This is a genomic window from Nonomuraea longispora (assembly GCF_004348345.1).
Lineage (GTDB): Bacteria > Actinomycetota > Actinomycetes > Streptosporangiales > Streptosporangiaceae > Nonomuraea > Nonomuraea longispora.
In genome coordinates, this window is record NZ_SMJZ01000013.1 from 52553 (window position 1) to 78459 (window position 25907).

Sequence of the window (25907 nt, forward strand, 5' to 3'; positions counted from 1 at the left end):
ATAGGCGATACTCAATCGATCGATTATCTTACGACCTATTTCCGCCATTGCGCCGTCTGCGATTCTCAGCGCTTCCCCAATCGGCCATGGTGATCCATTCGCGACTTCTGATGTCCGGCTCCATAGGGCCGGCGCGCCGGTTGCCGCCGGCGTGCCGGCCCTGGCAGCCCTGATGAATGCAGGACTAAGCGTCGGCTTCCTCGGAAAGCTGCGTCCACGCGAAGGACGCCTTGCTCATCGCGTGGTGTCCCCTGGTCACGTCCAGCATCGCCGTAGGTGGCCGCAGGGGAACGAGATCAGGACTCGTCGCGGCAGGATCCGCCTGTCCCGGCCTTCGCTGTGCGCATGCAACGCCCAGGGTCAGTGCCGCGTCGAACGCGTCCAGCGCCCGTTTCCGGCGAGATGTCCGCCGGCCCGTGACCTCTGGTCGGGACTGGGTGCGTTGGTGGCCCGGTCAGGGGTCAGAGGCGGTTCCGGGCGATGCGTTTGCCCAGCCCGGCCAGGGAGTCGTCGGCCATGAGCGCCGGCAGGCGGGGCGCGTCCTCGTCGACCTGGCGCAGCACCGCCGGATGACCGCCGCTGAACCGGCTCCAGGCCCGGACCACCTCCGGCATCGCCGCGATGGCCGCCTCCGACAGGATCGCCTCCCTGGGCAACCACGACGTCAGGAACGCCGAGACCCGCCGCGGGCTCCACCACAGCGGCCGATCCCCGACGAACTCGGCCAGCTTCTCGAACGCCTCCCGTGCTCCCGGCACGTCCGGCAGATCCCGGAACCGGGCCAGGGTGTCGTCGGACGCTCCGCGTACCAGCCCAGGGACACCCTGGGCGCGTGTGATCGCCAGCGGCCGCACGCTCGCCAGCGTGTCCGCGACCTCCACCCCCATGATCCGGTCACCCAGCTCGAACGCGTCCAGGATGCGCCCGGCCACCGTTCCCGGTTCGGCCGCCGCCAGCCCCAGATCGTCGAGGAACTTCACCTCCTCGACCAGCGCGTCGACCGCCAGCCCGCCATGCGGCTGGTCGATGCCGACCACCAGGATGTGCGGCTCCTTGCCGTTGTCGTAGCGGTAGGAGAGGACCGCCAGCACCTGCTCGCCGTACGGGTCGGCCTTGCCGTACCAGGCGCCCTCGCACGTCACCCGCCCCATCCGGCGCACCCATCCGGCGAGGGTCTCGTCGAGCCCTCGGGCGGCGTCGGTGTACACCCCGGTTCCCGCCACCGCGTCGCCGTCCCGCACCGCGTCGCCGTCCCCTGCCAGGGGGTCGGCCGCCACGTCCGGCGCATCGGATGCGCCGGGGAAAGGCGACGGGCGGCCGGCGTTGACCGCGGCGAGAGCGACCAGTGTGAGCCGCGCCTCTGGACCGCCGTCCGCCGCCAGCTCGTCCAGGAAGGGTCGTACCTGCTCCGGCGCCAACCCGGCCGTGATCCGGGCCGCCCAGAGCTCGGTCCGCAAGGGCGAACGCCACCTGAGCAGGTCACGAGCCTGGACGACAGCCGTGGAAAACGCCTCTGTGCTCACCATCCGACCGTACCGCCCCTGTCGCCAACAGCCTCATCCCGTAGCCTGAGCCCCCGCTCCGGCCCGTCCGAGCCTGCCACTCGGAACCGGCCCCTCGCCGGTCCGGCCCTCCGGACGCGAGGACCACACGTGCCCGCATGAGCGTTCCGCCCGGCGACCCCGCCCGGCGACCCCGCCCGGCGACGGTGGACGCATAGCTGAGAAGTGTGGGTTGTCGCTCAACAATTCGCACGCGCCCTTGGGCAGCCAGGAGCTGGCAACCCGCCGAACACCGAGGCCGACAGGGTGAAGCGCTGCGGAGGTCAGTCGTCGCCGGTGAGGCCGGCCTTGCGCAGGGCCTCGGCCATGGCGCCCGTGGGTGCGGGGCGGCGCTGGCCACCGCGCCCACGCTGGCCTCCGTCGCCACGGGCGCCCTGTCCGCCGTCGCCACGCCCGGCGTTGCCTCTGCCGCCATCGCTGCGATCGCCGTCGCCCCGGTTGCCGGTGCCGCGCCCGCCGTCGCGGCCGTCGTCGGCGGGGCGCGTGCCCTGATGGCTGGCACCGCGGCTGGCACCGCGGCCGGCACCGCGGCGGGGGCCGTCGGAAGGCGACTGGGTGGTGATCTCGTCTTCCAGGCGCAGCGTCAGGGAGATGCGTTTGCGGGGGATGTCGACGTCGAGGACCTTGACGCGCACGATGTCGCCGGGCTTGACCACGTCGCGGGGGTCCTTGACGTAGGTGCGGGACATGGCCGACACGTGGACGAGGCCGTCCTGGTGCACGCCGACGTCGACGAAGGCGCCGAACGCGGCCACGTTCGTGACGACGCCCTCCAGGATCATGCCCGGCGTCAGGTCGGAAAGTTTCTCGACGCCCTCCTTGAAGGTGGCCGTCTTGAACGCGGGCCTCGGGTCACGGCCGGGCTTCTCCAGCTCGCGCAGGATGTCGGTGATCGTGGGCAGGCCGAACGTGTCGTCGGTGAAGTCGTCGGGCCGCAGCGAGCGCAGCGCCGCGCTGTTGCCGACCAGCGATTTGAGGTCGCTCTTGACGGCGTCGAGGATGCGCCGCACCACGGGGTAGGCCTCAGGGTGCACGCTGGAGACGTCGAGCGGGTCGTCGCCGCCACGGATGCGCAGGAAGCCGGCGCACTGCTCGAACGCCTTGGGCCCGAGCCTGGGCACGCTCTTCAGCGCCGAGCGCGTGCGGAAGGGGCCGTTGGCGTCGCGGTGGCGGACGATGCTCTCGGCCAGCGTGGAGCCGATGCCGGACACACGGGTGAGCAGTGGCGCCGACGCGGTGTTGACCTCGACCCCGACGGCGTTGACGCAGTCTTCGACCACCGCGTCGAGCGAGCGGGAGAGCTTGGACTCGGCGAGGTCGTGCTGGTATTGGCCGACGCCGATCGACTTGGGATCGATCTTGACCAGCTCGGCCAGCGGGTCCTGCAGCCTGCGGGCGATGGAGACCGCGCCGCGCAGCGACACATCGAGGTCGGGCAGCTCCTGCGAGGCGTAGGGGGAGGCGGAGTAGACAGAGGCCCCGGCCTCGGAGACCACGATCTTCGTCACCGACGGCATGTGCTGGACCAGCTCGCCGGCCAGCTTGTCGGTCTCGCGCGACGCGGTGCCGTTGCCGATGGCGATCAGCTCGACCCCGTGCCGCTGCGCGAGCGCGCCGAGGACGGCGAGCGACTCGGCCCACTGCCGCCTGGGCTCGTGGGGGTAGATCGTGGCCGTCTCGACGACCTTGCCCGTGGCGTCGACCACGGCGACCTTCACGCCGGTGCGCAGGCCGGGGTCGAGGCCCATCGTCGGCCGACTGCCGGCCGGGGCGGCGAGCAGCAGGTCGCGCAGGTTGGCCGCGAACACCCGCACCGCTTCCTCCTCGGCCGCCTGCCACAGCCGCATGCGTAGGTCGATGCCCAAATGCACCAGGATGCGCGTGCGCCAGGCCCAGCGCACGGTCTCGGTCAGCCACTTGTCGGCCGGTCTGCCCTGGTCGGAGACGCCGAACCGGGAGGCGACGCGCATCTCGTAGTCGGGGCTGTCGTCGGGCTCGAGCGTGACGGAGAGGATCTCTTCCTTCTCGCCCCTGAACATGGCCAGGATGCGATGGGAGGGCAGCTTGGTGAACGGCTCGCCGAAATCGAAGTAGTCGGAGAACTTGGCCCCCGCCTCCTCCTTGCCCTCGCGCACTTTCGACACCAGCCGCCCGCGGTTCCACAGCTGCTCGCGCAGGGCGCCGATGAGGTCGGCGTCTTCGGCGAAGCGCTCGATCAGGATCGCCCTGGCCCCTTCGAGGGCCGCGGACGCGTCGGCGACCCCCTCGGTGACGAAGCCCTCGGCGGCGGCGACCGGGTCGATCGAGGGATCGGTGAGCAGTCGGTCGGCCAGCGGCTCCAGCCCCAGCTCCCGGGCGATCTGCGCCTTGGTGCGCCGTTTGGGCTTGTAAGGCAGGTAGATGTCTTCGAGCCTGGCCTTGGTCTCGGCCGCCATGATCTGCTCGCGCAGCTCGTCGTCGAGCTTGCCCTGCGACTCGATCGACTCCAGGATGGCCGCCCGGCGCTCCTCCAGCTCGCGCAGGTAACGCAGTCGCTCCTCGAGCGTGCGCAGTTGCGCGTCGTCGAGGGCGCCGGTGGCCTCTTTGCGGTATCGCGCGATGAACGGCACGGTCGCGCCGCCGTCGAGCAGATCGACGGCCGCCTGCACCTGCCCGTCGCGTACGCCGAGCTCTGCCGCGATCCGCTGGTGAATAGAGAGCACTTGGTTGCCTTTCGATGGTCCCGCCGGTCAATTGTGCAGGACTACGCCGTCTTTCATGACCAGAGTGCGCGCAGGGTGAACGACCACGGCCTCCGTGGGGGCCTCCGTGGGGGCCTCCGGAGGGCACGACCACCAGGTCGGCCCGGTCGCCCTCGGACAGGCCGTAGCTTGTCACGCCGCTGCCGTAGGGGCCCCACAGATCGCGGATGCCGTCGTGCCCGCACGCGATCGTGACGCCCGCGGCCCGCAGCTTCTTGATCGGCGGCACGGGATAGCTGTAGACGGCCCAGGTCGCGAGCGCCACGCCCGCGTCGGCGAAGCCCCGCGCCAGCCGGTCGACGCCGGCCGGGTCGATGCCGCCGACCGCCTCGACGCCGCCCTTCAGCGCCTCTTCGAGCAGCTCGGCGGTGCCCGGGTCGGTCAGCACGCCGTGCTGCGGGAAGGCGACCTGACGCACGTCGACCGGGGAACGGGCGGACGCCTCGCGCACGGCCTCCACGCCGCGCAGCCCGACCTCGGGGTCGATGTCGGTGCGGGAGCGCACATGGGTGGTGCCGGCCGCGCTCATGAGCTCCAGCAGCGCGCCGATCCGCTCGACGCTCGGCACGCCCGGCTCGCCGCGGCGGGCGAGGTCGTTGCCGATGCGGCCGGCGAGCGTGTCGTCGGCGGAGTGAGGCACCCAGGGCCCGCCGTAGAGGGTCTTGTCGAGGTGGCAGTGGGCCTCGACGAGGCCGGGCAGCACCAGTTGACCCGCGACGTCGACCACGTGGGCGGCGGGCGCGTCCACACCCTGGCAGACCCGGGCGATCCGGCCGTCGCGGACGAGGATGTCGGCGGTTGAGCCGAGCCTCCAGGGGAGCACGCCACGGAGCAGCACGTCGGTCATGCCCAGCACCCTAAACGCCCGCACCGACATCCCTGGGAGCTCTGGCCGGAGTCCATGATGAACCCGGTCTCCAGCGCCTGCCCGCAATGCGTGCACCGCACATTGGACATGCGCCCCAAGCGCAGTCAGATTTCGTCGAGATGGGAGACGTTCGCGAGGTCGGCGGCGTCGGTGCTGGGCCGCCCCTCGAACCAGGCGTCGAGGATCTCGCCGAGCACCACGTCGGAGGTCAGCCGGAGGCTGAGCGCGAGGACGTTGGCGTCGTTCCAGGTGCGGGCGCCGTCGGCGGTGTAGGCGTCGACGCAGAGCGCGGCTCGTACGCCGGGCACCTTGTTCGCCGCGATGGACGCGCCCGTGCCCGTCCAGCAGCAGACGACCGCCTGGTCGGCCCGCCCTTCGCTGACGTCTTTCGCGGCCAGCTCGCAGGCCCACGCCCAGTCGGCGCGCTCGCCGTCGCCGAGCGCGCCGTGGGTGACCACGTCGTGCCCGCGCCTGCGCAGCTCCGTCACGACCCGCTCGGCCACGCCGTCCTTGCTGTCGGCGGCCACCGAAATCCGCATGCGTCCTCCCGGTTGCTCACCTCAGATGTACCAGCGCCCCCGGCTGGAATCGAACCAGCGGCCTCCTGCATCGGAAACAGGTGCGCTCTCCGCTGCGCCACGAGGGCTCGTGGCGGGTGCGGGAATCGAACCCGCCTGGAGCGACGTATGAAATCGCCGGGCACACCAGCGCCCCCACCCGCCTGGGAATCCGGGCGGGGCCGGGGCCGGGAGGATCAGCCTCGGCGCACCCAGGACACGCCCGTACGGCGCCGCACGCGCATTCGCCGGGTGGTCATGGGAGGTCCTTTCCGCTGGTTCAGGTGCCGGTATCGAGCATGGCGGCCGCCCGTACGACGGCGCAACCTGTTTTGTCCCTCACATGTCAGACTGGCACATTGAGACGGTTTGTGCTTGGTTGTGCAGCCATATGAGCATTGACGAGAGTGACATTCCCGCACTCGCCCGCGGGTGCGCGATCCTCGGCACGGGCGGCGGGGGAGACGTGCGCGCGGGTTCGCTGGCCGCGGTCAGGGCCATCCGCGCGTACGGCGAGGTGCCGCTGGTCGATCTGGCCGACCTGCCCGGTGACGCGCTGGTCGTGCCGCTGTCCGGGATCGGGGCGCCGACGGTCGGGCACGAGATGATCCACGGGGAGGACGAGCCCAAGCGCGTCGCCGAGGAGGTCGAGCGGCTCTTCGGCCGCCCGCCGAGCGCCATCATGTCCTCCGAGATCGGTGGCTCGAACGGGGTGGCGCCGGTCGCCTGGGCCGCGCGCCTCGGGGTGCCGCTGCTCGACGCCGACGGCATGGGCCGGGCGTTCCCCGAGGTGCAGATGGTGTCGATGTACGTGGCCGGGCTCCCGGCAGACCTCGTGATCATGTCTGACATCGTGGGAAATGTCGTGACCATCCGCCCGATCGACGGGCTCTGGTCGGAACGCCTGGCGCGGGCCGTGTGCGTGGCCGCGGGCTCGCACGCGCTGATGGCCGACTACGTCCTCACGGCTGGCCGTGCCCGCGGCGCGGTCATCGAGGGCACGGTCACCCGCGCGATCGGGATCGGCAGGGCCACCGAGGGCGCGGTCGACCCGCTCGGCGCGCTGCGGGACCGCCTCGGCGCCGTACGCCTGATCACCGGCAAGCTGACCGACGTGGACCGCCGCACCACCGGCGGTTTCGTCAGGGGGACCGCCACGATCGAGGGCACCGGAGACGACCGCGGCCGCCGTCTCACCGTGGAACTGCAGAACGAGAACCTCATCGCCGTCGAGGACGGCGCCGTGCGGGCCATGGTGCCCGACCTCATCACCGTCGTGGACACCGAGACGGCCGCCGCCGTCCAGACCGAGAGCCTGAGGTACGGCCAGCGCGTCAGCGTGCTCGCCTGGCCGTGCGACCCGCTCTGGCGCACGCCCAAAGGACTGGAGACGGCCGGTCCCAGGGCGTTCGGCTACGACCACGACTACGTACCCGTCGAGGAGCTGACCGCGCATGGCTGACCTGCCGGAGCTCGGCATCGGGATCGACGTCGGCGGCACGAACACCGACGCGGTCGTGCTCGGCCCGGGCGGCCGGGTGGTGGCCAAGGCCAAGCGCCCGACCACCCCGGACGTGACCGGAGGGCTGCGGGCGGCCATGGACGCGGTGCTGGCGGAGCTGGAAGGAGCCGAGGACCCGCCCGCTGCGCGGGACGGGCAGGGCGGCGGCGCACGCAGCCGCGTGGCCAGGATCATGCTGGGCACCACGCACGCGACCAACGCGATCCTCGAACGCAGGAACCTCGGCCGGGTCGCCGTGCTCAGGCTCGGCGCCCCCGCCACCACCGCCGTGCCCCCGCTGTCGGGCTGGCCGAACGACCTGCGCGCGGCCGTGTCGGCGGGGGAGGCCATCGTCCCCGGCGGGCACTACGTCGACGGCCGCGAGATCGGCGCGCCCGGCCTCGGAGCCGTCCGCCGCTTCCTGGACGGCGTGCGGGCCGACGCGGTGGCCGTCACGAGCGTCTTCAGCCCGGCGAGCGACGAGCACGAGCGCCTCGTCGCCGAACTGGTCACCTCCGAGTACGGCCTGCCGGTCTCGCTCAGCCACGAGATCGGCACGCTGGGGCTGCTCGAACGCGAGAACGCCACCGTGCTGAACGCCGCCCTGTACGGCGTCGCCGCCCACGTGACCGGCGCGCTGACCGCCGCCCTGGCCGAGCGTGGCCTGGGCGCGCGCCCGTACCTGGCGCAGAACGACGGCACGCTCATGACGGTGGAGCACGCCGAGCGGATGCCGGTCGCGACGATCGGCTCGGGCCCGGCCAACTCCCTGCGCGGCGCCGCGCACCTGTCCGGCGTGACGGACGCGGTGGTGGTGGACGTCGGCGGTACGTCCACCGACCTCGGGGTGCTGACCGGCGGTTTCCCTCGCGAGTCGGCGGCGGCGGTCGAGATCGGCGGGGTGCTGACCAACTTCCGGATGCCGGACATCCTCGCCATCGCCCTCGGCGGCGGGAGCGTGGTGCGCGGCGGCGGCGTCGGCCCCGACTCCGTCGGCTACCGGATCGCCGGCGAGGCGCTGGTCTTCGGCGGGGACACGGCCACGATGACCGACGCGGCGGTGGCGGCGGGCCGTACCCCGCCCGGGTCGGCCGGCTGGCGCGGTCGGCTCCCCGAGTCCGTCCTGGCCCGACAGGCCGCGCGCTCCGGGCCCGAGAAAGGGCCGCGCGCGGGGGACGGGCGGGAGACGATCGCCGACGTCCTGGCCAGGGCGGTGCTCGTGGCCGACGAGATGGTCGTGGACGCGGTGGATCGCATGACGCTCGGCAGGACCGACCGGCCCCTGGTCGCGGTGGGCGGCGGGGCGTTCATCCTGCCCGGCCGCATCCCGGGCGTGAGCGGGGTGATCCGCCCTGAGCACGCCGAGGTGGCCAACGCCGTGGGGGCCGCGATCGCCCTCGCGAGCGGCAGAGTGGATACGATCTTGCCTGCGGGAGATAGTCGGCCGAAAGCCATCGAAAGGGCCAAGGAAGAGGCGGCGGCGCGAGCTGTGGCGGCGGGGGCGGACCCTTCCGGCGTCGAGATCGTGGATCTCCTCGAGGTGCCACTGAGCTATCTCTCCGAGCCCGCCGTACGCGTACACGTCAAAGCAGCCGGACCCCTCGCCCGGTGACAGATCGAAAGGATCCCCCCACCATGCGCTGGCACAAGCGCTTGCTCGTAGCCGGGCTCACCGGCGTCCTGGCCATGACCGCCGCCGCGTGCGCGGGCGGCCAGGTGCGCGGCGCCGGAGGCACACCGCAGCCCGCGGACGGCACCGGACCGGCCGCCAGGCAGACCGCGAAGGCCAACGACAGCACGTTCGTCTACGCGCCGAACCTCGACGTCGTCACCGACTGGGACCCGGCCACCTCCTACTCCAACGAGATCGTCGCCCTGTCGAACATCTACGAGGGCCTGACCCGCTACAACTTCCAGACCCGCGAGGCCGAACCGCGCCTGGCCACCGAGTGGACCTCGGCCGACGGCGGCAAGGAGTGGACGTTCAAGCTCCGCCAGGGCGTGAAGTTCCACTCGGGCGCCACGATGGACGCCGCGGCGGCGAAGAAGGCGATCGAGCGCACGATCAGGAAGAAGGGCGGCGCGGCCTACATCTGGGACCCGGTCGACAGGATCGAGGCCGTGGACGCGACCACGCTGAAGTTCACCCTCAAGCGCGCCGCGCCGCTCGACCTCGTCGCCTCCTCCGGCTACGCCGCCTACATCTACGACGTGGACGCCGTGGACGCCGACGGCAAGACGACCGCCGGCACCGGCCCGTACACGATCGACTCGTGGCAGAAGGGCAAGGAGACCGAGCTCACGCTGAAGGCGTTCGAGGACTACTGGGGCGGCTGGACGCCCGAGCAGTACAGGAAGGTCTCCTTCCGGGTCACTCCCGAGATCACCACCGCGTGGCAGCTGCTCCAGAAAGGCGAGGTCAACTTCGTCCAGCGGCTGAACCCGCAGTTGTTCGAGCAGGCCGGCATGACCGACAACGTCCGGACCGCGCGGTCGCCGTCGTTCCAGAACCTGCTGGTGCTGTTCAACACGGCCGCGGGCCCGACGAAGGACGTCAGGATCCGGCAGGCGCTGCAACTAGCGATCGACTACGACGGCCTGGCGGCGGCGTTGAAGGGCTCGGGCTCGAAGGCCAGCGGTATGGTGCCGGAGGGGCTGCTCGGCCACGTGAGCGACATGGAGCCCAAGCCCGACCTGGGAAGGGCACAGGAACTGCTGGCCGAGGCCGGGTACGGCCCCGACAACCCCGAGCTGAGGCTCTCCCTCACCTACGCGCAGGGCGACGAGGACCAGAAGATGCTGGTCACGCTGCTCAGCTCGGCGCTGAAGAAGCTCAACATCACGCTGCAGGCCAAGCCCATGACGTGGAGCGCCCAGTGGGACCAGGGCAAGCAGCAGGGGCAGGACATCTTCGTCATGTACTGGTATCCGGACTATCCGGACGCATACTCGTGGTTCCTCAACGTGTTCAAGAGCGAGGACGAGCCGCGGTTCAACCTGTCGTACCTGAAGGACCGTGAGATCGACGCGGCCATCGAGAAGCTGCCCGAACTCATGGCGACCGACGCGCTCAAGGCGGACGACGCGTTCAAGGACCTGCAGAAGAAGATCATCGAGGAGCAGGCGGCGGTGGCGGTGCCGTACGTGCAGACCTACCAGCGCGCGCTCACCGCGGACGTCAAGGGATACGTGGACAACCCCGCCTATCCCAACGTCGTCTTCTTCTACGACCTCCAACGCGCGCGCTGACCGCATGCTGCGCTATCTGGCCCGCCGGCTCGGCCAGGCCCTCCTGGTCGTGGCCGGCGTGGTCGTGCTCACGTTCACCGTCATGCGGCTGGTGCCGGGAGATCCCGCGGTGGCCTTCGCCGGGCCGAAGGCCACTCCCGAGGAACTCGACGCGGCGCGCGAGAGGTTCGGGCTGGACGATCCGCTGCCGGTGCAGCTCGTCGCCTACGTGCGGGACCTGGTCACCGGCGACTGGGGTGTCAGCCTGCACACCCGGCAGCCCGTGCGCGACGACCTCTATCTCGCCTTCCCCGCCTCGCTCGAACTCGTCGGGGCGGCGCTGCTGATCGCGGTGGTCGTGGGAATCCCGATCGGCGTGCTCGCCGCCCGCTACAAGACGAAATTTCCGGACTTCGGGGTACGGTTCGGCAGCATGCTGGCCGTCTCCGTCCCCGTCTTCTGGCTGGCCCTCGCCCTCCAGCTCCTCCTCGCTGGCCGGCTCGACTGGTTCCCCGTGGCCGGTGAGTACGACTCCTCGCTCGACACCACCAGCCCCCTCACCCTGTGGACCAACATCACCGTCGTCGACGCCCTCATCACCGGCAACTGGCCCATCCTCACCAGCACCCTCCACCACCTGGTGCTGCCGGCCCTGGTCGTGGCCGCCTACCCCACGGGCGTCATCGCCCAGATGACCAGGGCGACCCTCATCGAGGAGTCCGGCCAGGACCACGCCCGGCTGGAACGCGCGCTCGGGTTCGGCGAAACGTCCATCCTGACCAAGTTCGCCCTGCGACCGGCGCTGAGCCCCGTGTTGGCGTTGATCGCCCTGGTCTTCGCCTACTCGATCGTCAACGGCTTCCTCGTCGAGGCGATCTTCAACTGGCCGGGCCTGGGCAGCTACGCCGCCGAGGCGATCCGCTCGCGCGACACGCCGGCGATCGCGGGCGTCACGCTCCTGGTCGCGCTGGTCTACGTGCTGGCCAACCTGGTCGTGGACGTGCTCCAGGGTTTCCTCGACCCCCGGGCGAGGACCCGATGACGAGCCCCCAGGAGACCACCGCCGAGGTGCCGCTGCGCCGCCTGCTGCCACGGGTCCCCGACCGGTTCGCCGCCTTGGGGGCGGTGCTCATCGTGCTGATCGTGCTGGCCGCGATCATGGCGCCGTGGCTCGCCCCGTACCCGGACGAGCCGCGCCCTCTGGAGGGGTCGCTGCCACCGGGCGCCGCGCACTGGTTCGGCACCGACCAGCTCGGCCGCGACGTGCTCACGAGAATTCTGTACGGCGCCCGCACGTCGTTGTCCATCGCCGTGTCCGTGCTGGCGGTCTCGGCGCTGGCCGGTGTCACGCTGGGCGTGGTGGCCGGCTACGCGGGCGGCTGGGTCAGAGATGCGATCATGCGGGTCACGGACGTGTTCCTGGCCTTCCCCGCGCTGCTGCTCTCGCTGGCGCTGGCGGTCGTGCTGCCGCCGAGCGTGACCACGGTCATCCTGGCGATCGCGGTGACCTGGTGGCCCTGGTACACCCGGCTGGCGGCGTCCGTGGCCGCCTCGATCGCCACCCGCCCCTACGTGGACGCCGCCCGGTGCCTCGGTGTGCCCGCGCCGCTGATCGTCTGGCGGCACGTGCTGCCGAACTCCCTCACGCCTGTCCTCGTCCAGATGTCGCTGGACGCGGGCGGCGTGATCCTCACCGCGGCGGCGCTGTCGTACCTGGGGCTGGGCGCGCAGGAACCGACGGCGGAGTGGGGGCTGATGGTCCAGCAGGGGCAGACGTTGTTCACCACGAACTGGTGGATCGGCACGTTCCCCGGGCTGGCGATCCTGGTGACGGCGTTCGCGTTCAACATGCTGGGGGAAGGGCTGCGCAACGCGCTCGACCCCAGGGCGAGGAAGGTCACGTGATCGAGGTACGCGATCTCCAGGTGCGCTACGCGGGGCGGCTGGTGGCCGGCGTTCCCGAGCTGGACGTGGGCGCGGGCGAGTGTGTCGCGATCGTGGGGGAGAGCGGCTCCGGCAAGTCGACCACGCTGCTGTCGCTCCTCGGCCTTACCGAGAACGCCGACATCTCGGGGCACGTCAGGGTCTGCGGGGTCGACGTGCTGACCGCCTCGCCGCGCCGGCTGCGCGAGATCCGCGGCGCGAGGGCCGCGCTCGTCATGCAGTCACCCCAGTCGGCGCTCAGCCCCGCCACGCGTCTCGGCGTGCTGATGCGCCGAGCGCTCAGGCTCCACGGCGTCGGGAGCGGCAAGGACGGGCGCCTGGACGAGATCATGGCGGAGTCCGTGGCGGCGGTCATGCTCGACCGCGCGATCCTGCGCCGCTATCCGCACGAGATCTCCGGCGGCCAGGCCCAGCGCTTCGCCATCGCGCTGGCCATCGCCCTGGGCGCCGAGGTGATCCTCGCCGACGAGCCCACCAGCGCCCTCGACGTGACCGTGCAGGCCGAGGTGGTCGGCGTGCTGCGCCGGCTCAGGGAGGAACGCGACCTTGCCCTCCTGCTCGTCTCCCACGATCTGGCCCTGGTCTCGACGATCGCCGACCGGGTGCTCGTCATGAAGGACGGGGAGGTGGTGGAGTCGGGGCCCGCCGCGAGGGTGCTGACCGAGCCGTCGCACCCGTACACGCGCGAGTTGCTGGAGGCGCTGCCGTGACCATGCTCAGGGCCGAGCGGGTGACTCTCGGGTACGCCGGGCGCGCGGTCGTGCACGACGTGAGCCTGGACATCACTGCGGGCGGGGTCGGGCTGATCGGGGAGAGCGGCTCGGGCAAGACGACCCTGGCGCGCGCGTTCCTGGGCCTCCTCACCCCCATCTCCGGAAATATCTGGTACGGCGACCAAATACTCAAAAAAGCGGACATGCGGAAGTTCCGGAAGGACGTCCAGCCCGTTTTCCAGGCCGAGGCCCTCGACCCCAGGATGCGCGTCGGCGCCTCCGTGGCCGAGGCTCTGGCGGTGCGGGGGTCCCGCACCGCCAGAGCCAGGGTGCCGGAACTGCTCGAACAGGTCGGCCTCGATCCCGGCCTGGCCACGAGCAGGCCGCACCAGCTCTCGGGAGGCCAGCGCCAGCGGGTGGTGATCGCCAGGGCCCTGGCGGCCGGCCCTCGCCTGCTCATCCTGGACGAGCCCACGAGCGCGCTCGACGTCACCGTCCAGGCGCGGATCCTCGACCTGATCGCCTCGCTGGACACCGAGCGCCTGCTGATCACCCACAACCTCGCCGTCGTGGAGCGGCTCTGCCGCACCTCGCACGTGTTGTTCGCGGGCCGGGTCGTCGAGTCGGGGCCCACGCGCGACCTGCTGGCGAACCCCGCCCACCCCTACACCCTGGCGCTGCGCGACGCGGTGCCGAAGCTCGGCGGTCCGCCGCCGCAGGCAAGGGGAGTGACGGAGGCCGTGCCCGCGGGGACGGGCTGCCCGTTCAGGTTCCGCTGCCCGCTGGCCGCGCCGGAATGCGAGCGGCCGCCCGCGCTCAGGGAGGTGCGGGGGCGTCAGGTGGCCTGCCACCGCGCGGAGGACGTGCTGGCCACAGGGCCGGGCAGCGCGCCTTGAGCCGCGCGCTGCCACGGGTGGTCACAGTGCCTTCAGCCCGCTGATCACCTCGAGCAGCACCTTCGCGTCGGGCGCGGGGGCGGGTGTTCGACCTGCACGAGCTGGCGCGCGTGCAGGTCGCCGACCAGCACCCTGATCACGCCGATGGGCAGGTTGAGCTCGGCCGCCACGTCCACGAGACGGGTCGGCTGGGTGCACTTCTGCAGGATGATCAGGTGCTCGGGGTCGAGGCCGCGCGGCGTCGTCAGGCCGCCGGACGTGATGATGACCGCGATGAGGTCGATGGCCTCGCTCGCGGGCACCGTACGGCCCCTGGTCAGCAGATAGGCGGGGACGATCGGACCGGCGTCCTCGTCCAGCCAGCGCTCTTCCGGGCTGTTGTCACTCACTGCGCACCACCCGCATGGGTCGAGCGGGTTCCTTGACGTGGGGCTCCGGGTTCGGATCCGCCACGTGCTCAGCCGGGATCAACACGATCGCGGTGGTCCCTCCATATGGTGAACCGCGTAGTGTCACGCGGATGTCATGCCTGGCGGCCAGGCGGGAGACGACGAAAAGGCCGAGCCTGTCGCTGTCGGCCAGGTCGAACTCCGGCGGGCTGGCCAGCCGCTCGTTGAGCTCGGCCAGCACTTCTGCGCTCAATCCGAGCCCCCGGTCCTCCACCTCGAAGGCGAACCCCCTGGCCGCCTCCTCGCCCCGCACGATGACCTGGGTGTGGGCGGGGGAGTAGACGGTCGCGTTTTCGATCAGCTCCGCCACGAGGTGGATCACGTCGCCGACGACGGGGCCCGCCAGGCGCTGGCCGGACATCGGCTCGACGGTGACCCGCGGGTAGTCCTCCACCTCCGCGGCCGCGCCGCGGGCCACGTCGAGCAGCGGCACGGGGCGGCTCCAGCCGCGGCCCGGCGTGGCGCCCGACAGGATGATCAGGCCCTCGGCGTGGCGGCGCATGCGGGTGGTGAGGTGGTCGAGCTTGAACAGGTCCTCAAGGGCGTCCGGGTCGGTCGCGCGGTGCTGCATGTCCTCCAGCTGGATGCGCTGGCGGTGCAGCAGCGTCTGACTGCGCCTGGCCAGGTTGCGGAAGACGTGGCCGACGCCCTCGTTGAGCCGAGCCTGCCCGATGGCGGCCTCGACGGCGGTCTGCTGGACCGTGGAGAAGGCCTGCCCGACGTCGTCGATCTCGACGGTGCTGCTCGCCACCGACACCTCGGGCAGCTCGACCCGCTCGCCCCCGCGCAGCTTGCCGACCACGTGCGGCAGGCGCTCCTGCGCCACCTCCAGCGCGGCCAGCCGGAGCGCGCCGAGCTCGCGCGACAACCGGTTGCCCATCCGCAGCGAGAACACGATCGACACGATCACGAGGACGAGGGCCGTGCCCGCCAGCAGGTGCGCCCGGTTGAGCACCTCGTCGGCCACCGGGTCGGCGCGTGCGTTCAGGTCGATGCTGGCCCGCATCTGGACGTCCTGGAACGACTTGGCCAGCTCCTCGCTCACGCTCAACCAGTCGCCCGGCGAGCGGCCCGAGATGATCTGGTCCTCCATCATGCGCATCCGCTGGTAGGCCGCGGACGTGATCAGGGCGACCTGGGGGTCGCGCAGCGGCGGGTCGAGCTCACCGAGTGCCTGGTCGACGAGGAAGCGCCGGTTGCCGACGATCTGCGTGAACGTCCTGCGCTCCGCCGCCGTGGTCGGCCCGAGCGCGATGGCCTGCTCGCGGGTGAGCAGCTCCTTGGCGTAGCTCATGTCGATGACCACACGTGACTGCTCGTAGATCGGGATGTCGTCGATGAGCGCGACGCGGCGGTGCAGGCCGAACAGGGTGTCGATGATCGCGTCGTAGGACTCCACGGCGTGCAGGCGGTCGCTCAGGCTCGTGTCGATCTCTCCTCTGATCACGTCGAGCCTGTTCAGTTGCGTGTACACCGCGTTCACCTGCGTGCGGATCTCTTCCGATTCGTCCTTGGAGCTTTCCGAGAGCCGCCTGAAAGTTAGCTCGGCGGCGTCGGTACGGCTACGCTGCGTCTCCACCGCGGGCTGGGCCGCCATGTGACGCAAGTGCTTGGCCGAGACGAGACGCTCCCGCTGGATCTCGTTGATCAGTTTGTACGCTGGATGGCGGAGGTTCGTCCAGAGTGTCTTGTACTCCCGTAGCTCCAAGCTCTCGGTGGCGGTGACGGCGGTGATGACGCCCCACAACACCACCATGGAGGTCAGAGGCACCAGTAGGATTCCGATGATCTTCATGCGGATCGTTCGGCTACGACCCATGGCACCTCACTCCGGTCGGTCCCCTGCTGGCAACCCCGGACGGGACAAGCCCTGAGGATAGCAATTCGATCACCAGATTGCCCAATTTTTCGGGAGTTTTGGACATGTTTTCATGATCATGCAGTAGGTTTCCCCGGGTACGTCGGTGACGGAGGAGGACGCGTTGCGCAGTCGTCTCGTTGCGGCCGCGGCGCTGGCGCTCCTCATGGCGTGCTCGCCTCCTGCAGAGGTGCGCCAGGCCCCGCAGGGGACGTCCCCCTTCGTGCACGTCGACAACGGCGACGTGATCACCGAGTGGGACCCGAGCCGCTCCTACTCCAACGAGATCATCGCCTTCCAGAACATCTACGAGACCCTCACCCTCTGGAACCCGGTCACCAAACTCGCCACCCCACGCCTGGCCACGTCCTGGCAGGCCTCGGGCGACGGCCGCACCTGGACGTTCACCATCCGCTCGGGCGTGACCTTCCACACGGGCAGGCCGCTGGACGCGGCGGCCGTCAAGGCCTCGATCGAGCGCACCATCAAGGCCAAGACCGGCGCCTCCTACATCTGGAACGCCGTCTCCTCGATCAGGGTCGACGGCCCGCTGACGGTGACCTTCACGCTGCGCTACCCCGTCCCGCTCGACCTGGTGGCCTCCGCCGGGTACGCCGCCTACATCTACGACACCAAGGCCGCCCCCGACCTGACGAAGTGGTTCGCGCAGGGAAGGGACGCGGGCACAGGGCCGTACACCGTGTCCCAGTGGCAGAAGGGGGCGGAGGAGGAGCTCACGCTCACCGCGTACGACGGTTACTGGGGCGGCTGGCACCGGCCGCACTACAACACGGTGAAGTACCGTGCCGTGCCGGACCCGAAACGGGCGTACCAGATGTTGCTGGACGGCGAGGCGACCTTCGTCGACCGGCTCTCACCCGCGTTGTTCGCCAGGGCCTCGGCCAAGGCGGGCATCCGCACGTCGGAGCGGCGCTCGTTCACCACGGCGATGATGCTGTTCAACACCGCGCGCGGCCCGATGAAGGACATCCGGGTGCGCCGCGCGGTCCAGAAGGCCGTCGACTACCAGGGTGTGGTGCGCGCGCTGCGCGGCGCCGTGGGCCCGGCCAGCGGCATCGTACCGGACGGGCTGCTCGGCCACGTGCCGGGCAAGGAGCCGAAGCAGGACCTGGAGGGCGCCGCCCGGCTGCTGCAAGCCGCCGGCCACGGCCCGGGCGGCGAGCCGCTGCAGTTGCGCGTGACGTACGGGCAGGGCCAGCCCGACCAGCACGTGCTCGTCTCCAGGTTGCGGGCGGCGCTGCGCCCGCTCAACGTCACCCTCGACGCCCGCCCCATGAACTGGAACGCGCAGTGGGAGCTGGGCAAGAAGCACGGCCAGGACATCTTCATCATGTACTGGTGGCCCGACTACGCCGACGGCTACTCCTACTTCGGCAACGTCTTCCACAGCGCCGACAAGCCGGAGTTCAACCTGTCCTACCTGCGCGACCACAACCTGGACGCGCTGCTCGACTCCGTGCCCGAGCTGACCGTGACGGACAAGGCGGCGGCGCAGCGGGTGTACCAGCAGGCCACCGACAGGGTGCTCGACCAGCGGGTGGCCGCGGCGCTGCCCTGGGTGGTCTACTCCCAGCGCGCCTACCTCGGCGGGGTCGAGGGCTATGACGACAACCCCGCCTATCCCAACGTGGTCTTCGTCCACAGCCTCAGGCCGTCGGCGTGACCTCGTCCGGGCCGTCACCGCGCGCGGCGTCGACCCGCTCGCGCAGGTGGGCCCTGATCTCCTCGGGGGTGTAGGCGCGGCGGCGCCGCTCGGCCCGCGCGATCACCACCCCCGTGGCCGCCACTCCCATGACTCCGGCCAGACCCAGCATCTTCCACCAGCGCATGTGCCTAGGCTAACGGTGTGCTGACTCTCGACGAGGCCGTCAAGGTGACGCGCACCGGCGACCTGTGGATCTTCCGCGGGCGCTCGGTGCCCGACCGCGCCATCCAGACGATGACCAACAGCCCGGTCAACCACGTGGGCATGGCCGTCGTGATCGAGGACCTGCCGCCCATGATGTGGCACGCCGAGCTCGGCCGGTCGCTGCCCGATCTGTGGGCCGGCACCCACCACCGCGGAGTGCAGCTGCACGACCTGCGCGACGCCGTGACGGTCTGGGCCGACCGGTACGACCAGCGGCCCTGGCTGCGCCAGCTGGACCCCGAGGCGACGCGCGAGATGGAGGACGCCGCCCTGCGCACGGTGGCCAGGCTCGACGGCACCCCGTTCCCCTCCACCACCCGGCTGGCCGCCCGCTGGTTCAGGGGCCGGATCCCGCGCCGCGGCCGCAGGGAGCAGACGCTGGAGAGCGCCTACTGCGCCGAGGTCGTGGCGGTCACGTACGAGGAGATGGGGCTGCTGCCCGCCGGTCGCCGGCCCAACTGGTACGACCCCGGCAGGTTCTGGAGCGGCGACGACCTGGGGCTGCTGCAGGGCTACCGGCTCGGCAACGAGATCACCGTGGGCGTCGAGCGCGCCGACCGAACGTAAAAAGCAGGCAAAGGACGCCGCGTTCCCAGGCCGCCGCGTCCGCGGAACCCGGCCGCAGGACGTGCTCTGCGCCAACAGCGAAGATGACGATGGTTTGACGCATTAGGCTCGGACACAATGGACATCCGCGTGCTCGGCCCGATCGAAGTGTGCGACAGCGGTGCTGAAATCCCGATCGAGGGCGCCCAGCAGCAGTGCGTGCTCGGGCTCCTCGCGGCCTCGCACGGCGCCTACGTGCCGGTCGACCGGCTGATCGAGGCTCTGTGGGAGGAAGACCCGCCCAAGACCGCCAAGACCATCGTCCAGCTCAAGGTCTCACAACTGCGCAAGACCCTGGGCGGGCGCATCGCCAGCACCACGGCCGGCTACTCCCTCGCCGTACCCGCCGACGAGGTCGACGTGTGCCGCTTCCGCCGCCTGGCCGCCGAGGGGCGGGCGGCGAACCGGCCCGAGGACGCCGCCGCGGCGTGGGAGCGAGCCCTGTCGCTGTGGCGCGGGCAGCCCCTGCAGGGCGTCGGCACCGCCTGGGTCGACCAGCGCGTACGCGCCCCGCTGACCCGCGAGCGGTGGGACCTCGTCGAGGAGTACGCCTCCGCCCTCATCGAGCTGGGCCGCCACCGCGAGGTGCCCGCGCTGGTGCAGGAGCTCAGGGACGAGGAGCCGCTCAGGGAGACGCCGCACGCCCTGGCCATGACGGCGCTCTGGCACGACGGGCGCACGGCGGAGGCCCTGGAGCTGTTCCACGGAGTGCAGCGGCTGCTGGCGGGGGAGCTCGGCGTCGACCCCGGGCCCCGGCTGCGCGACCTCCACCAGCGCATCGTCGAAGGCCACCGACCCGTGGTGCCGCGCCAGCTCCCGCGCGACGTCGCCGGCTTCGTCGGCAGGCAGGCCGAGATCACGCGCGTACGCGAGCTCGTCCGCGAAGGCCGGGTCGCCGTGGTGACCGGCGCGGCCGGCATCGGCAAGTCGGCGCTGGCCGTGCACGTCGGCCACCAGGTCGCCCCCGAGTTCCCCGACGGCCAGCTCCACGTCGACCTCAACGGCTACGGGCAGGGCGAGCCGCTGCCGCCCGAGCGGGTGCTGCCCCGCCTGCTGGGCGCGCTCGGGGTGCCGGCGCCGGGCAGCACCGCCGAACAACTCGACCTCTACCGCTCGACGCTGGCCACCAGGCGGGTGCTCCTCCTGCTCGACAACGCCGCCGACGCCGAGCAGGTGCGCCCGCTGCTGCCGGGCGGCTCCTGCGGGGTCATCGTCACCAGCCGCGACACGCTGCGCGGGCTCACCCTGCAGGGCGCGCAGAGCGTACGGCTGGCCACGCTCACCCCCGGCGAGGCCCGCGACCTGCTGGCCGACCTGGTGGGCAAGGACGTCGTGCACACCGACCCCGAGGCCGTCGCCGAGCTGGCCGAGCTCTGCGGGCACCTGCCGCTCGCCCTGGCCATCGCAGGCGCCAACCTCATCGGCCGGGTCGACCTGCGCGAATACATCAAGGAGCTGCACACCGACCGCTGGAGCACGCTGGCCGTCGAAGGCGACGCGCAGGCCACGGTCGCCACGGCGTTCGCCAGCTCGTACGCCGCGCTCCCCGACGACGCGCGGATGCTCTTCAGGCGCTTCGGGCTCGTCCCCGGCTGCGACTTCACCGCGCACTCCGCCGCCAGGCTGGCCGGCACCGACCCGGCCGCGGCCACCCGGCTGCTGACCAGGCTCGCCTCCGCCCACCTCGTCGAGGAGCACACGCCCGGCCGCTACCGGCTGCACGACCTGGTCGCCCTCTACGCCCGCGAACACTGCACGGCCGGCGAGGACGACCCCACCGGGCTGCACGCCTACTACCTGCACACCGCCAGGGCCGCCGCGCCGCTCCTCGCGCCCTCCATCGAGCTGCTCCCGCTCACGCCCGAGGACCCGCCGTACGACGCGGAGGAGTTCGCCGACGCCGACGCCGCCACCGCATGGCTGGAGGCCGAGCAGCACAACCTGCTGGCGGTGATGGACCACGCCTCCGGGCGCGTGCTCTGGCGGCTCATCGAGACCCTGCGGGCCTTCATGTACGGCACGTACCAGCCCGAGCTGATCGCCGCCCTGGCCGCCAGAGGCCTGGCCGCCGCCGAACGCGACGGCGACCTCGCCGGGCAGGCCAGCATGCACCACACGCAGGCCAACGCGCGCTTCGTCCTCAACGAACCCCGCGCCGCCCTGCGCCACTACGAGCTCGCCGCCGAGTTCTACGAGCGGATCGGCTGGGGCACGGGCACGCTGCTGACGCTGACCAACTTCGTCGTGGCCACCTCCAGCCTCGGCGACTTCCACGAGGGCGCCGCCAGGCACGAGCGCATCGTCCGGCTGTGGGAGGCGCTGGAGCCCTCGACGAAGCTGGCCGCCACGCTGGAGAACCACGCCATCGTGCTGCTGTGGTCAGGGCGCCCCCGCGAGGCCCTGGAACAACAGCTGCGCGCCAACCGCATGCGGGAGACGCTGGGCGAGCCGTCCGCCTGGCGGGCCAGGGCCGGCTCCATCGTCGGCGACATCCGGCTGGCGATGGGCGACCTCGACGCGGCCGTAGAGGCGTTCGACCAGAGCCTGAAGTCGGCCCACGCGAATCAGCTGCCGGGCACGTTGTCGAGCGCGGCCATGGCGAACCACCTGAAGGGCGACGCCGCCAGGGCGGCCGACCTGGCCAGGCGGGCCGTGCAGACGGCCAGGGCCGGCGGCCTGCGCAGCGAGTACGACGAGGCCCGCAGCACGCTCGCCCTGGTGGACGACTCCATCGAGCTCGGCGTGCGCATCGCCATGCTCAAGGAGGTCGTCGCCTCCTACCGCTACCGCACCTATCCCTACCTCGACACCCGCGCGCGCCTCTGGCTGGCCGAGGTCTGCCTGCGCGGCGGCCGGCGCGCCGAGGCCGTCGAAGCGGCAGAGCAGGCGCTCGACGCGGCCACCCGGCACGGCCTGCGGCGGCTCGAAGGGCTGGCGCTCACCCTGCTCGCACGGGCCGACCTGCTCGACGGGCACCTCGACGCGGCGCGCGAACACGCCACGCGGGCCGCCGAGGTGCACGGGGAATGGGGGCACCGGTTCGACGAAGCCGCCGCGCGGGCCGTGCTCGACGAGCTGCTCGACCAACCGTGAGCCGGCTCAGGCCTCAGGCCTGAGCCGCCAGCAGCGACTCGAAGGTGCTGCGGAGCTCTTTGCCCGGGTCCACGCCGAGCTGGTCGGCCAGCAGGCGGCGGGTGCGCTCGTACAGCTCCAGCGCCTCCGCCTGCCGCCCCACCTGGTAGAAGGTCGTCATCAGCAGCGACACCAGCCGCTCCTGGTGCGGGTTGGCCGTCACGGTCGCACGCAGCGGCGCGACCAGCCGCTCCGGTTCGCGCAGCCGCAACCTCCTGCGGGCCAGCTCCTCGACCGCGGCCAGCCGCGCCTCCTCCAGCTCGACCGCCGCCACCTCCAGCGACCTGCCGCCCCCCGACTCGCCGAGCGCGGGACCACGCCACAGGGCGAGCGCCTCGTCCAGCAGATCGGCGCCGGACCTGTCGTCGCGCCGCGCCGCCTCGGCCACCATACGGCGGAACCGCAGCGCGTCCACCGACTCCGGGTCGGCCAGCAGCAGATATCCCGACGAATCCGTCTCCACCCGGGCGCCGACCAGCGCCCTGCGCAACCGGTACACGTGTCCCTGCACGGTCATCCGCGCACTGTCCGGGGGATCACCCTCCCACACGGCGTCAATCAGCCGCTCCACCGGCACCGGACGGTTCAGGTCCAGCAGCAGCGCGGCCAGAACATAACGACGCTTACGCGGCCCGATGTCCAGGCGGCGTCCCCCAACACAGGCGTCAATGGACCCGAGCAGGCGAAACTCCAAGCGATCCATTCGCCTCAGCATGAGGGGAGGCGCTAAAGGGCGGCTAAACACCATGCCGTGCCGCGGATCCACACGCCGCACCAACAGAACGCCAACCGCGTCTGTCAAGGTCTACCACTCACGATCTTCGGTTGAACAGGAAGAAAATAGAATGATCACGAAGAAGGCCGCCATCGCCGTCATGGCGGGCACCCTCATCGCCGGACCGTTGGCCACCGTCGCCATGGCGCAGCCGAGCAACGCCGCCGTCGTCGCGAAGGACCGCCTCGGTCCCGGCGACTGGCTGCTGCCCGGACAGTCGCTGAGCAACGGCCGGTTCAAGCTCATCCAGCAGGCGCAGGGGAACCTGGTGTTCTACGACGGCACCAAGGCGTTGTGGAGCTCGCCCACCGCGGGGAAGCCGGGCGCCCGGGCGACCATGCAGAAGGAGGGCAACCTCGTCATCTACGGGCTCGACAACAAGCCGCTGTGGTCCACGCAGACCGCCGGCAACCCCGGGGCGTACCTCAAACTGCCCAACCAGAGCGGCAACCTGGTGATCTACTCCAGGGACAACAAGCCGCTGTGGTCCTCCAGCGCCTACATCAGCAAGCTGCCCTCCGGCCAGGTGCTGCGGCCCGGGCAGTGGGTCCAGTCGAGCAACGGCCGCTACAAGCTGCTCCAGCAGAAGGAGGGCAACGCCGTCCTGTACGACGGCAAGCGCAGCCTGTTCACCACGCCGACGGCGGGGCACCCCGGCGCGCGCTCCATCATGCAGAAGGAAGGCAACTGGGTCGTCGTCGACCGCAACGACAAGGCGCTGTGGACGACCAAGACCGCGGGCAACCCGGGCGCCTGGCTGTCGGTCAGCAACGACGGCCGCGTCATCATCTACTCGGCCGCCAACAAGCCGCTCTGGGACAGCCGAATGCGCTGACCGGAGACGCACGGCGGCGGAAACGGGCGACGGGCGGGCCGGCCCGCGTGGCGCGGCCCGCCCGGGACGCTCGACGCCGTGCGGTGGCAGGCTGGAAGTATGCGCCTGGCTACCTGGAACGTGAACTCGGTCAAGGCACGACTGCCCCGCCTGCTCGCATGGCTGGCCGAGGTCGAACCCGACATCGTCTGCCTCCAAGAGACCAAATGCCCCGCGGACGCGTTCCCCGCGGCGGAGGTGGGCGCCCTAGGCTACGCCGTTGCCGCCCACGGTGACGGGCGGTGGAACGGCGTCGCGCTGCTGTCCACGGCCGGGCTCGACGACGTGACCCTGAGCTTCCCCGGCGAACCGGGGCTCGCCGAACTCGACGGGGTCGGCGCCGCCCGCCCCGAAGCCCGCGCCATCGGCGCCACCTGCGGCGGCATGCGGGTCTGGTCCCTGTACGCGCCCAACGGGCGCACAGTCGACTCGCCGCACTACGCGTACAAACTGGACTGGTTCGCGGCGCTGCGGGACGCGCTCCAAGCCGAGCTGGCCGCCGGGCCCGTCGTGGCGTGCGGCGACTACAACGTGGCGCCCACCGACGCCGACGTGTGGGATCCCGCGCTCTTCGCCGGCTCCACCCACGTCACCCCGGCAGAACGCCAGGCCCTCGCCGGCCTCCGCGCCCTGGGACTCCACGACGTCGTGCCGACGCCGATGAAAGGGCCGCACCCGTTCACGTACTGGGACTACCGGGCCGGGATGTTCCACCAGAACAAGGGCATGCGCATCGACCTGGTCTACGCGAGCGCGGACGTCGCGGGGCGGGTGCGGTCGGCGTACGTCGACCGCGAGGCCCGCAAGGGCAAGGGCCCGTCCGACCACGCGCCCATCGTGGTGGATCTGCGGCCATGAACTAATACCAAATCACGGCCATCCGAGTATTGTGTCTTCTCGAATGTCTCGGGGGTGTCATAAACCATCAAGGCCCACAGGGGGAGCTCCGTGGAACCTGCGGACGGCCGTGTCATTCTCTTCATTCTCATCGCCTTCGCCGTGTTCGCCCTCGGCCGCCGCTTCCAGACCATGGTCATCATGCGCCAGGTCTGGAAGCAGAGCGCCAGGCAGGTCAGCGCCAGGAAGGCCGTCGCGAACAACGCCGCCAAGTCCATGATCGGAATCACTCTGCTCGCGATATTCGTCATCTGGCTGGTGCTCAACCTGAATCGCGTCATGTGAAAAGGCCGCGCAATTGCACGGGGTGGAGCAATGAATGCGCGGCCCTGCGAAAAGCACCGGCCCGGGCACGTAGGGGCGATCCAGCGGTGTACGTTGGCCGCGTGCCGCGTGCGGGCGTGTGAGGCGGTTCCGGTCAGCCGCGTACGGGCGTGTGCGGCGGCGGGCGGGCGCGTACCAGCGGCAGGCTGCTTCAGCGGCGATGGCGGCCGGGGCCGCGGGACAGGGCCCAGGCGGCGAGGACCGTCGTTGCCGCGGCGGCCACGCTGACGGTGCGGGTCAGGCGGACGGCGCGGCGGATGTCCTTGACGTCCGGTTCGGGCCCATCGCCCATCGTCGGACGGTGTTCGGCCCTGCCCTCGTAAACGTTCGTGCCGCCCAGCGTGACGCCCAGCGCGCCGGCGAACGCGGCCTCACAGCGCCCGGCGTTCGGGCTGGGGTGCCGGTGGCCGTCCCTCCTGAGCGCGGCCAGCGCGCCGCGCGGGTCCGGCCCGGTCAGCACCACCAGCAGGCCGGTCAGCCGCGCGGGCAGGTAGTTCGCCGCGTCGTCGAGCCTGGCGGCGGCCCAACCGAACCGCTCGTAACGCGGCGAGCGGTGGCCGATCATGGCGTCCAGCGTGTTGATGGCCCGGTACGCCAGCAGGCCCGGCACACCCGCCACCGCACCCCAGAACAGCGGGGCCACGACGGCGTCGGAGGTGTTCTCGGCCAGCGACTCGACCGTGGCGCGCGCCAGTTCCCCGGCCTCCAGCCGGGACGGGTCGCGGCCGCACAGGTGGGGGAGCCGGGCCCTGGCCCGGCCGAGGTCGCCGTGTTCCAGAGCGGCGGCCATGGAGGCGCCCTCGCGGGCCAGCGTGGTGCCTCCGAGCACGGCCCAGGTGGCGACGGCGGTCATGACCGTACGCGCGGCCCGGCCGGGGATGCGCTGGGCCAGCACGCCGAGCGTGGTCGCACCGCCCACGCACACGGCGACGTGCAGGACTCCGCGCGAGCGCGCGTCCTGGTAGAGCGCACGTTCCAGCTTCGCCGCGGTACGTCCGAAAAGGGCGACGGGGTGGGCGGGGGACCGCGGGTCGGCGACGAGCAGGTGGATT

Annotated in this window: 22 protein-coding genes and 2 tRNA genes; 14 read left to right on the plus strand and 10 right to left on the minus strand. The window is 71.4% G+C overall.

Annotated features, from left to right (window positions below):
- Positions 1-461: 461 nt before the first annotated feature.
- Both E1267_RS05970 and E1267_RS05975 read right to left on the minus strand, forming a co-directional pair.
- Positions 462-1457, minus strand: a complete 996-nt coding sequence (locus E1267_RS05970; RefSeq protein WP_132330591.1) for a hypothetical protein — start codon at positions 1455-1457, stop codon at positions 462-464.
- A gap of 368 nt (positions 1458-1825) precedes the next feature.
- Positions 1826-4264 (minus strand): Tex family protein, encoded by a 2439-nt coding sequence (locus E1267_RS05975; RefSeq protein ID WP_132330593.1) that lies wholly within the window; start codon positions 4262-4264, stop codon positions 1826-1828.
- A gap of 214 nt (positions 4265-4478) precedes the next feature.
- Here E1267_RS05975 and E1267_RS44090 point away from each other — a divergent pair, with 214 nt between their 5' ends.
- Positions 4479-5105, plus strand: coding sequence for a hypothetical protein (locus tag E1267_RS44090; RefSeq protein WP_165959477.1), 627 nt, complete (start codon positions 4479-4481; stop codon positions 5103-5105).
- A 170-nt stretch (positions 5106-5275) separates the two neighbouring features.
- Here the strand turns inward: E1267_RS44090 and E1267_RS05985 are convergent, their stop codons facing one another.
- The 3 genes from E1267_RS05985 to E1267_RS44095 form a co-directional block, all read right to left on the minus strand.
- Complete coding sequence (locus tag E1267_RS05985) at positions 5276-5710, minus strand: RpiB/LacA/LacB family sugar-phosphate isomerase (protein WP_132330595.1); 435 nt, start codon at positions 5708-5710, stop codon at positions 5276-5278.
- A 34-nt stretch (positions 5711-5744) separates the two neighbouring features.
- A tRNA-Arg gene (locus tag E1267_RS05990) sits at positions 5745-5817 on the minus strand.
- Between the two features lie 3 nt (positions 5818-5820).
- Positions 5821-5893 (minus strand) — tRNA-Met (locus tag E1267_RS44095).
- 226 nt (positions 5894-6119) lie between these two features.
- Between E1267_RS44095 and E1267_RS05995 the strand changes: the two genes are divergently transcribed.
- Genes E1267_RS05995 through E1267_RS06025 form a run of 7 tightly spaced genes read left to right on the plus strand, consistent with a single transcriptional unit; the run spans position 6120 to position 14010 of the window.
- On the plus strand, positions 6120-7190 hold the full coding sequence (locus E1267_RS05995; protein WP_132330597.1) for an S-methyl thiohydantoin desulfurase family protein: 1071 nt from the start codon (positions 6120-6122) through the stop codon (positions 7188-7190).
- Positions 7183-8841, plus strand: a complete 1659-nt coding sequence (locus tag E1267_RS06000; RefSeq protein ID WP_132330599.1) for a hydantoinase/oxoprolinase family protein — start codon at positions 7183-7185, stop codon at positions 8839-8841. The genes E1267_RS05995 and E1267_RS06000 overlap by 8 nt, the downstream gene beginning before the upstream one ends.
- Positions 8842-8864: 23 nt before the next feature.
- Positions 8865-10478, plus strand: coding sequence for an ABC transporter substrate-binding protein (locus E1267_RS06005; RefSeq protein WP_132330601.1), 1614 nt, complete (start codon positions 8865-8867; stop codon positions 10476-10478).
- A gap of 4 nt (positions 10479-10482) precedes the next feature.
- Positions 10483-11499, plus strand: coding sequence for an ABC transporter permease (locus E1267_RS06010; RefSeq protein WP_132330603.1), 1017 nt, complete (start codon positions 10483-10485; stop codon positions 11497-11499).
- Positions 11496-12362, plus strand: a complete 867-nt coding sequence (locus E1267_RS06015) for an ABC transporter permease (protein ID WP_132330605.1) — start codon at positions 11496-11498, stop codon at positions 12360-12362. Before E1267_RS06010 ends, E1267_RS06015 begins: the two co-directional genes overlap by 4 nt.
- The gene (locus E1267_RS06020) at positions 12359-13111 is read left to right on the plus strand and encodes an ATP-binding cassette domain-containing protein (protein ID WP_132330607.1); all 753 of its coding nucleotides are present in this window, start codon (positions 12359-12361) and stop codon (positions 13109-13111) included. Before E1267_RS06015 ends, E1267_RS06020 begins: the two co-directional genes overlap by 4 nt.
- 2 nt (positions 13112-13113) lie before the next feature.
- Entirely contained in the window at positions 13114-14010 is an 897-nt protein-coding gene (locus tag E1267_RS06025; protein ID WP_246063519.1) for an ABC transporter ATP-binding protein, read from the plus strand.
- 44 nt (positions 14011-14054) lie between these two features.
- On the opposite strand, the gene E1267_RS06030 is transcribed toward E1267_RS06025, so the two are convergent.
- Entirely contained in the window at positions 14055-14399 is a 345-nt protein-coding gene (locus tag E1267_RS06030; protein ID WP_246063516.1) for a DUF742 domain-containing protein, read from the minus strand.
- A complete protein-coding gene (locus E1267_RS06035; protein WP_132330610.1) occupies positions 14392-16254 on the minus strand; it encodes a sensor histidine kinase in 1863 nt (620 codons plus the stop codon). Before E1267_RS06035 ends, E1267_RS06030 begins: the two co-directional genes overlap by 8 nt.
- Positions 16255-16441: 187 nt before the next feature.
- On the opposite strand from E1267_RS06035, the gene E1267_RS06040 reads away from it, so the two are divergent.
- Positions 16442-18001, plus strand: coding sequence for an ABC transporter substrate-binding protein (locus tag E1267_RS06040; protein ID WP_132330612.1), 1560 nt, complete (start codon positions 16442-16444; stop codon positions 17999-18001).
- On the opposite strand, the gene E1267_RS06045 is transcribed toward E1267_RS06040, so the two are convergent.
- Positions 17985-18167 (minus strand): hypothetical protein, encoded by a 183-nt coding sequence (locus E1267_RS06045; protein ID WP_132330614.1) that lies wholly within the window; start codon positions 18165-18167, stop codon positions 17985-17987. The genes E1267_RS06040 and E1267_RS06045 overlap by 17 nt on opposite strands.
- A gap of 17 nt (positions 18168-18184) precedes the next feature.
- Between E1267_RS06045 and E1267_RS06050 the strand changes: the two genes are divergently transcribed.
- Positions 18185-18814: a hypothetical protein gene (locus tag E1267_RS06050; protein WP_132330616.1), complete on the plus strand. Its 630-nt coding sequence runs from the start codon at positions 18185-18187 to the stop codon at positions 18812-18814.
- 117 nt (positions 18815-18931) lie between these two features.
- A complete protein-coding gene (locus tag E1267_RS06055) occupies positions 18932-21946 on the plus strand; it encodes an AfsR/SARP family transcriptional regulator (RefSeq protein WP_132330618.1) in 3015 nt (1004 codons plus the stop codon).
- A 13-nt stretch (positions 21947-21959) separates the two neighbouring features.
- On the opposite strand, the gene E1267_RS06060 is transcribed toward E1267_RS06055, so the two are convergent.
- On the minus strand, positions 21960-22688 hold the full coding sequence (locus E1267_RS06060; RefSeq protein ID WP_161714541.1) for an AfsR/SARP family transcriptional regulator: 729 nt from the start codon (positions 22686-22688) through the stop codon (positions 21960-21962).
- Between the two features lie 142 nt (positions 22689-22830).
- Here E1267_RS06060 and E1267_RS06065 point away from each other — a divergent pair, with 142 nt between their 5' ends.
- The 3 genes from E1267_RS06065 (at position 22831) to E1267_RS06075 (ending at position 24816) form a co-directional block, all read left to right on the plus strand.
- Entirely contained in the window at positions 22831-23595 is a 765-nt protein-coding gene (locus E1267_RS06065; protein ID WP_165959478.1) for a hypothetical protein, read from the plus strand.
- Between the two features lie 99 nt (positions 23596-23694).
- Positions 23695-24492, plus strand: a complete 798-nt coding sequence (locus E1267_RS06070) for an exodeoxyribonuclease III (RefSeq protein ID WP_132330624.1) — start codon at positions 23695-23697, stop codon at positions 24490-24492.
- Positions 24493-24582: 90 nt separating this feature from the next.
- Entirely contained in the window at positions 24583-24816 is a 234-nt protein-coding gene (locus E1267_RS06075; protein WP_132330626.1) for a hypothetical protein, read from the plus strand.
- A gap of 190 nt (positions 24817-25006) precedes the next feature.
- On the opposite strand, the gene E1267_RS06080 is transcribed toward E1267_RS06075, so the two are convergent.
- Positions 25007-25906: a cobalamin biosynthesis protein gene (locus E1267_RS06080; RefSeq protein ID WP_132330628.1), complete on the minus strand. Its 900-nt coding sequence runs from the start codon at positions 25904-25906 to the stop codon at positions 25007-25009.
- Between the last annotated feature and the right edge of the window lies 1 nt (position 25907).

Excerpts from the sequence above, each read along its gene's own strand:
- E1267_RS06070 (WP_132330624.1), top strand. The coding sequence starts at position 23,695 with ATGCGCCTGGCTACCTGGAACGTGAACTCGGTCAAGGCACGACTGCCC.
- E1267_RS06035 (WP_132330610.1), bottom strand. The coding sequence starts at position 16,254 with ATGAAGATCATCGGAATCCTACTGGTGCCTCTGACCTCCATGGTGGTG.
- E1267_RS05995 (WP_132330597.1), top strand. The coding sequence starts at position 6,120 with ATGAGCATTGACGAGAGTGACATTCCCGCACTCGCCCGCGGGTGCGCG.
- E1267_RS06000 (WP_132330599.1), top strand. The coding sequence starts at position 7,183 with ATGGCTGACCTGCCGGAGCTCGGCATCGGGATCGACGTCGGCGGCACG.
- E1267_RS05985 (WP_132330595.1), bottom strand. The coding sequence starts at position 5,710 with ATGCGGATTTCGGTGGCCGCCGACAGCAAGGACGGCGTGGCCGAGCGG.
- E1267_RS06065 (WP_165959478.1), top strand. The coding sequence starts at position 22,831 with ATGATCACGAAGAAGGCCGCCATCGCCGTCATGGCGGGCACCCTCATC.
- E1267_RS06015 (WP_132330605.1), top strand. The coding sequence starts at position 11,496 with ATGACGAGCCCCCAGGAGACCACCGCCGAGGTGCCGCTGCGCCGCCTG.
- E1267_RS06060 (WP_161714541.1), bottom strand. The coding sequence starts at position 22,688 with ATGGATCGCTTGGAGTTTCGCCTGCTCGGGTCCATTGACGCCTGTGTT.
- E1267_RS06055 (WP_132330618.1), top strand. The coding sequence starts at position 18,932 with ATGGACATCCGCGTGCTCGGCCCGATCGAAGTGTGCGACAGCGGTGCT.
- E1267_RS06045 (WP_132330614.1), bottom strand. The coding sequence starts at position 18,167 with ATGCGCTGGTGGAAGATGCTGGGTCTGGCCGGAGTCATGGGAGTGGCG.
- E1267_RS06010 (WP_132330603.1), top strand. The coding sequence starts at position 10,483 with ATGCTGCGCTATCTGGCCCGCCGGCTCGGCCAGGCCCTCCTGGTCGTG.
- E1267_RS06005 (WP_132330601.1), top strand. The coding sequence starts at position 8,865 with ATGCGCTGGCACAAGCGCTTGCTCGTAGCCGGGCTCACCGGCGTCCTG.
- E1267_RS06025 (WP_246063519.1), top strand. The coding sequence starts at position 13,114 with ATGCTCAGGGCCGAGCGGGTGACTCTCGGGTACGCCGGGCGCGCGGTC.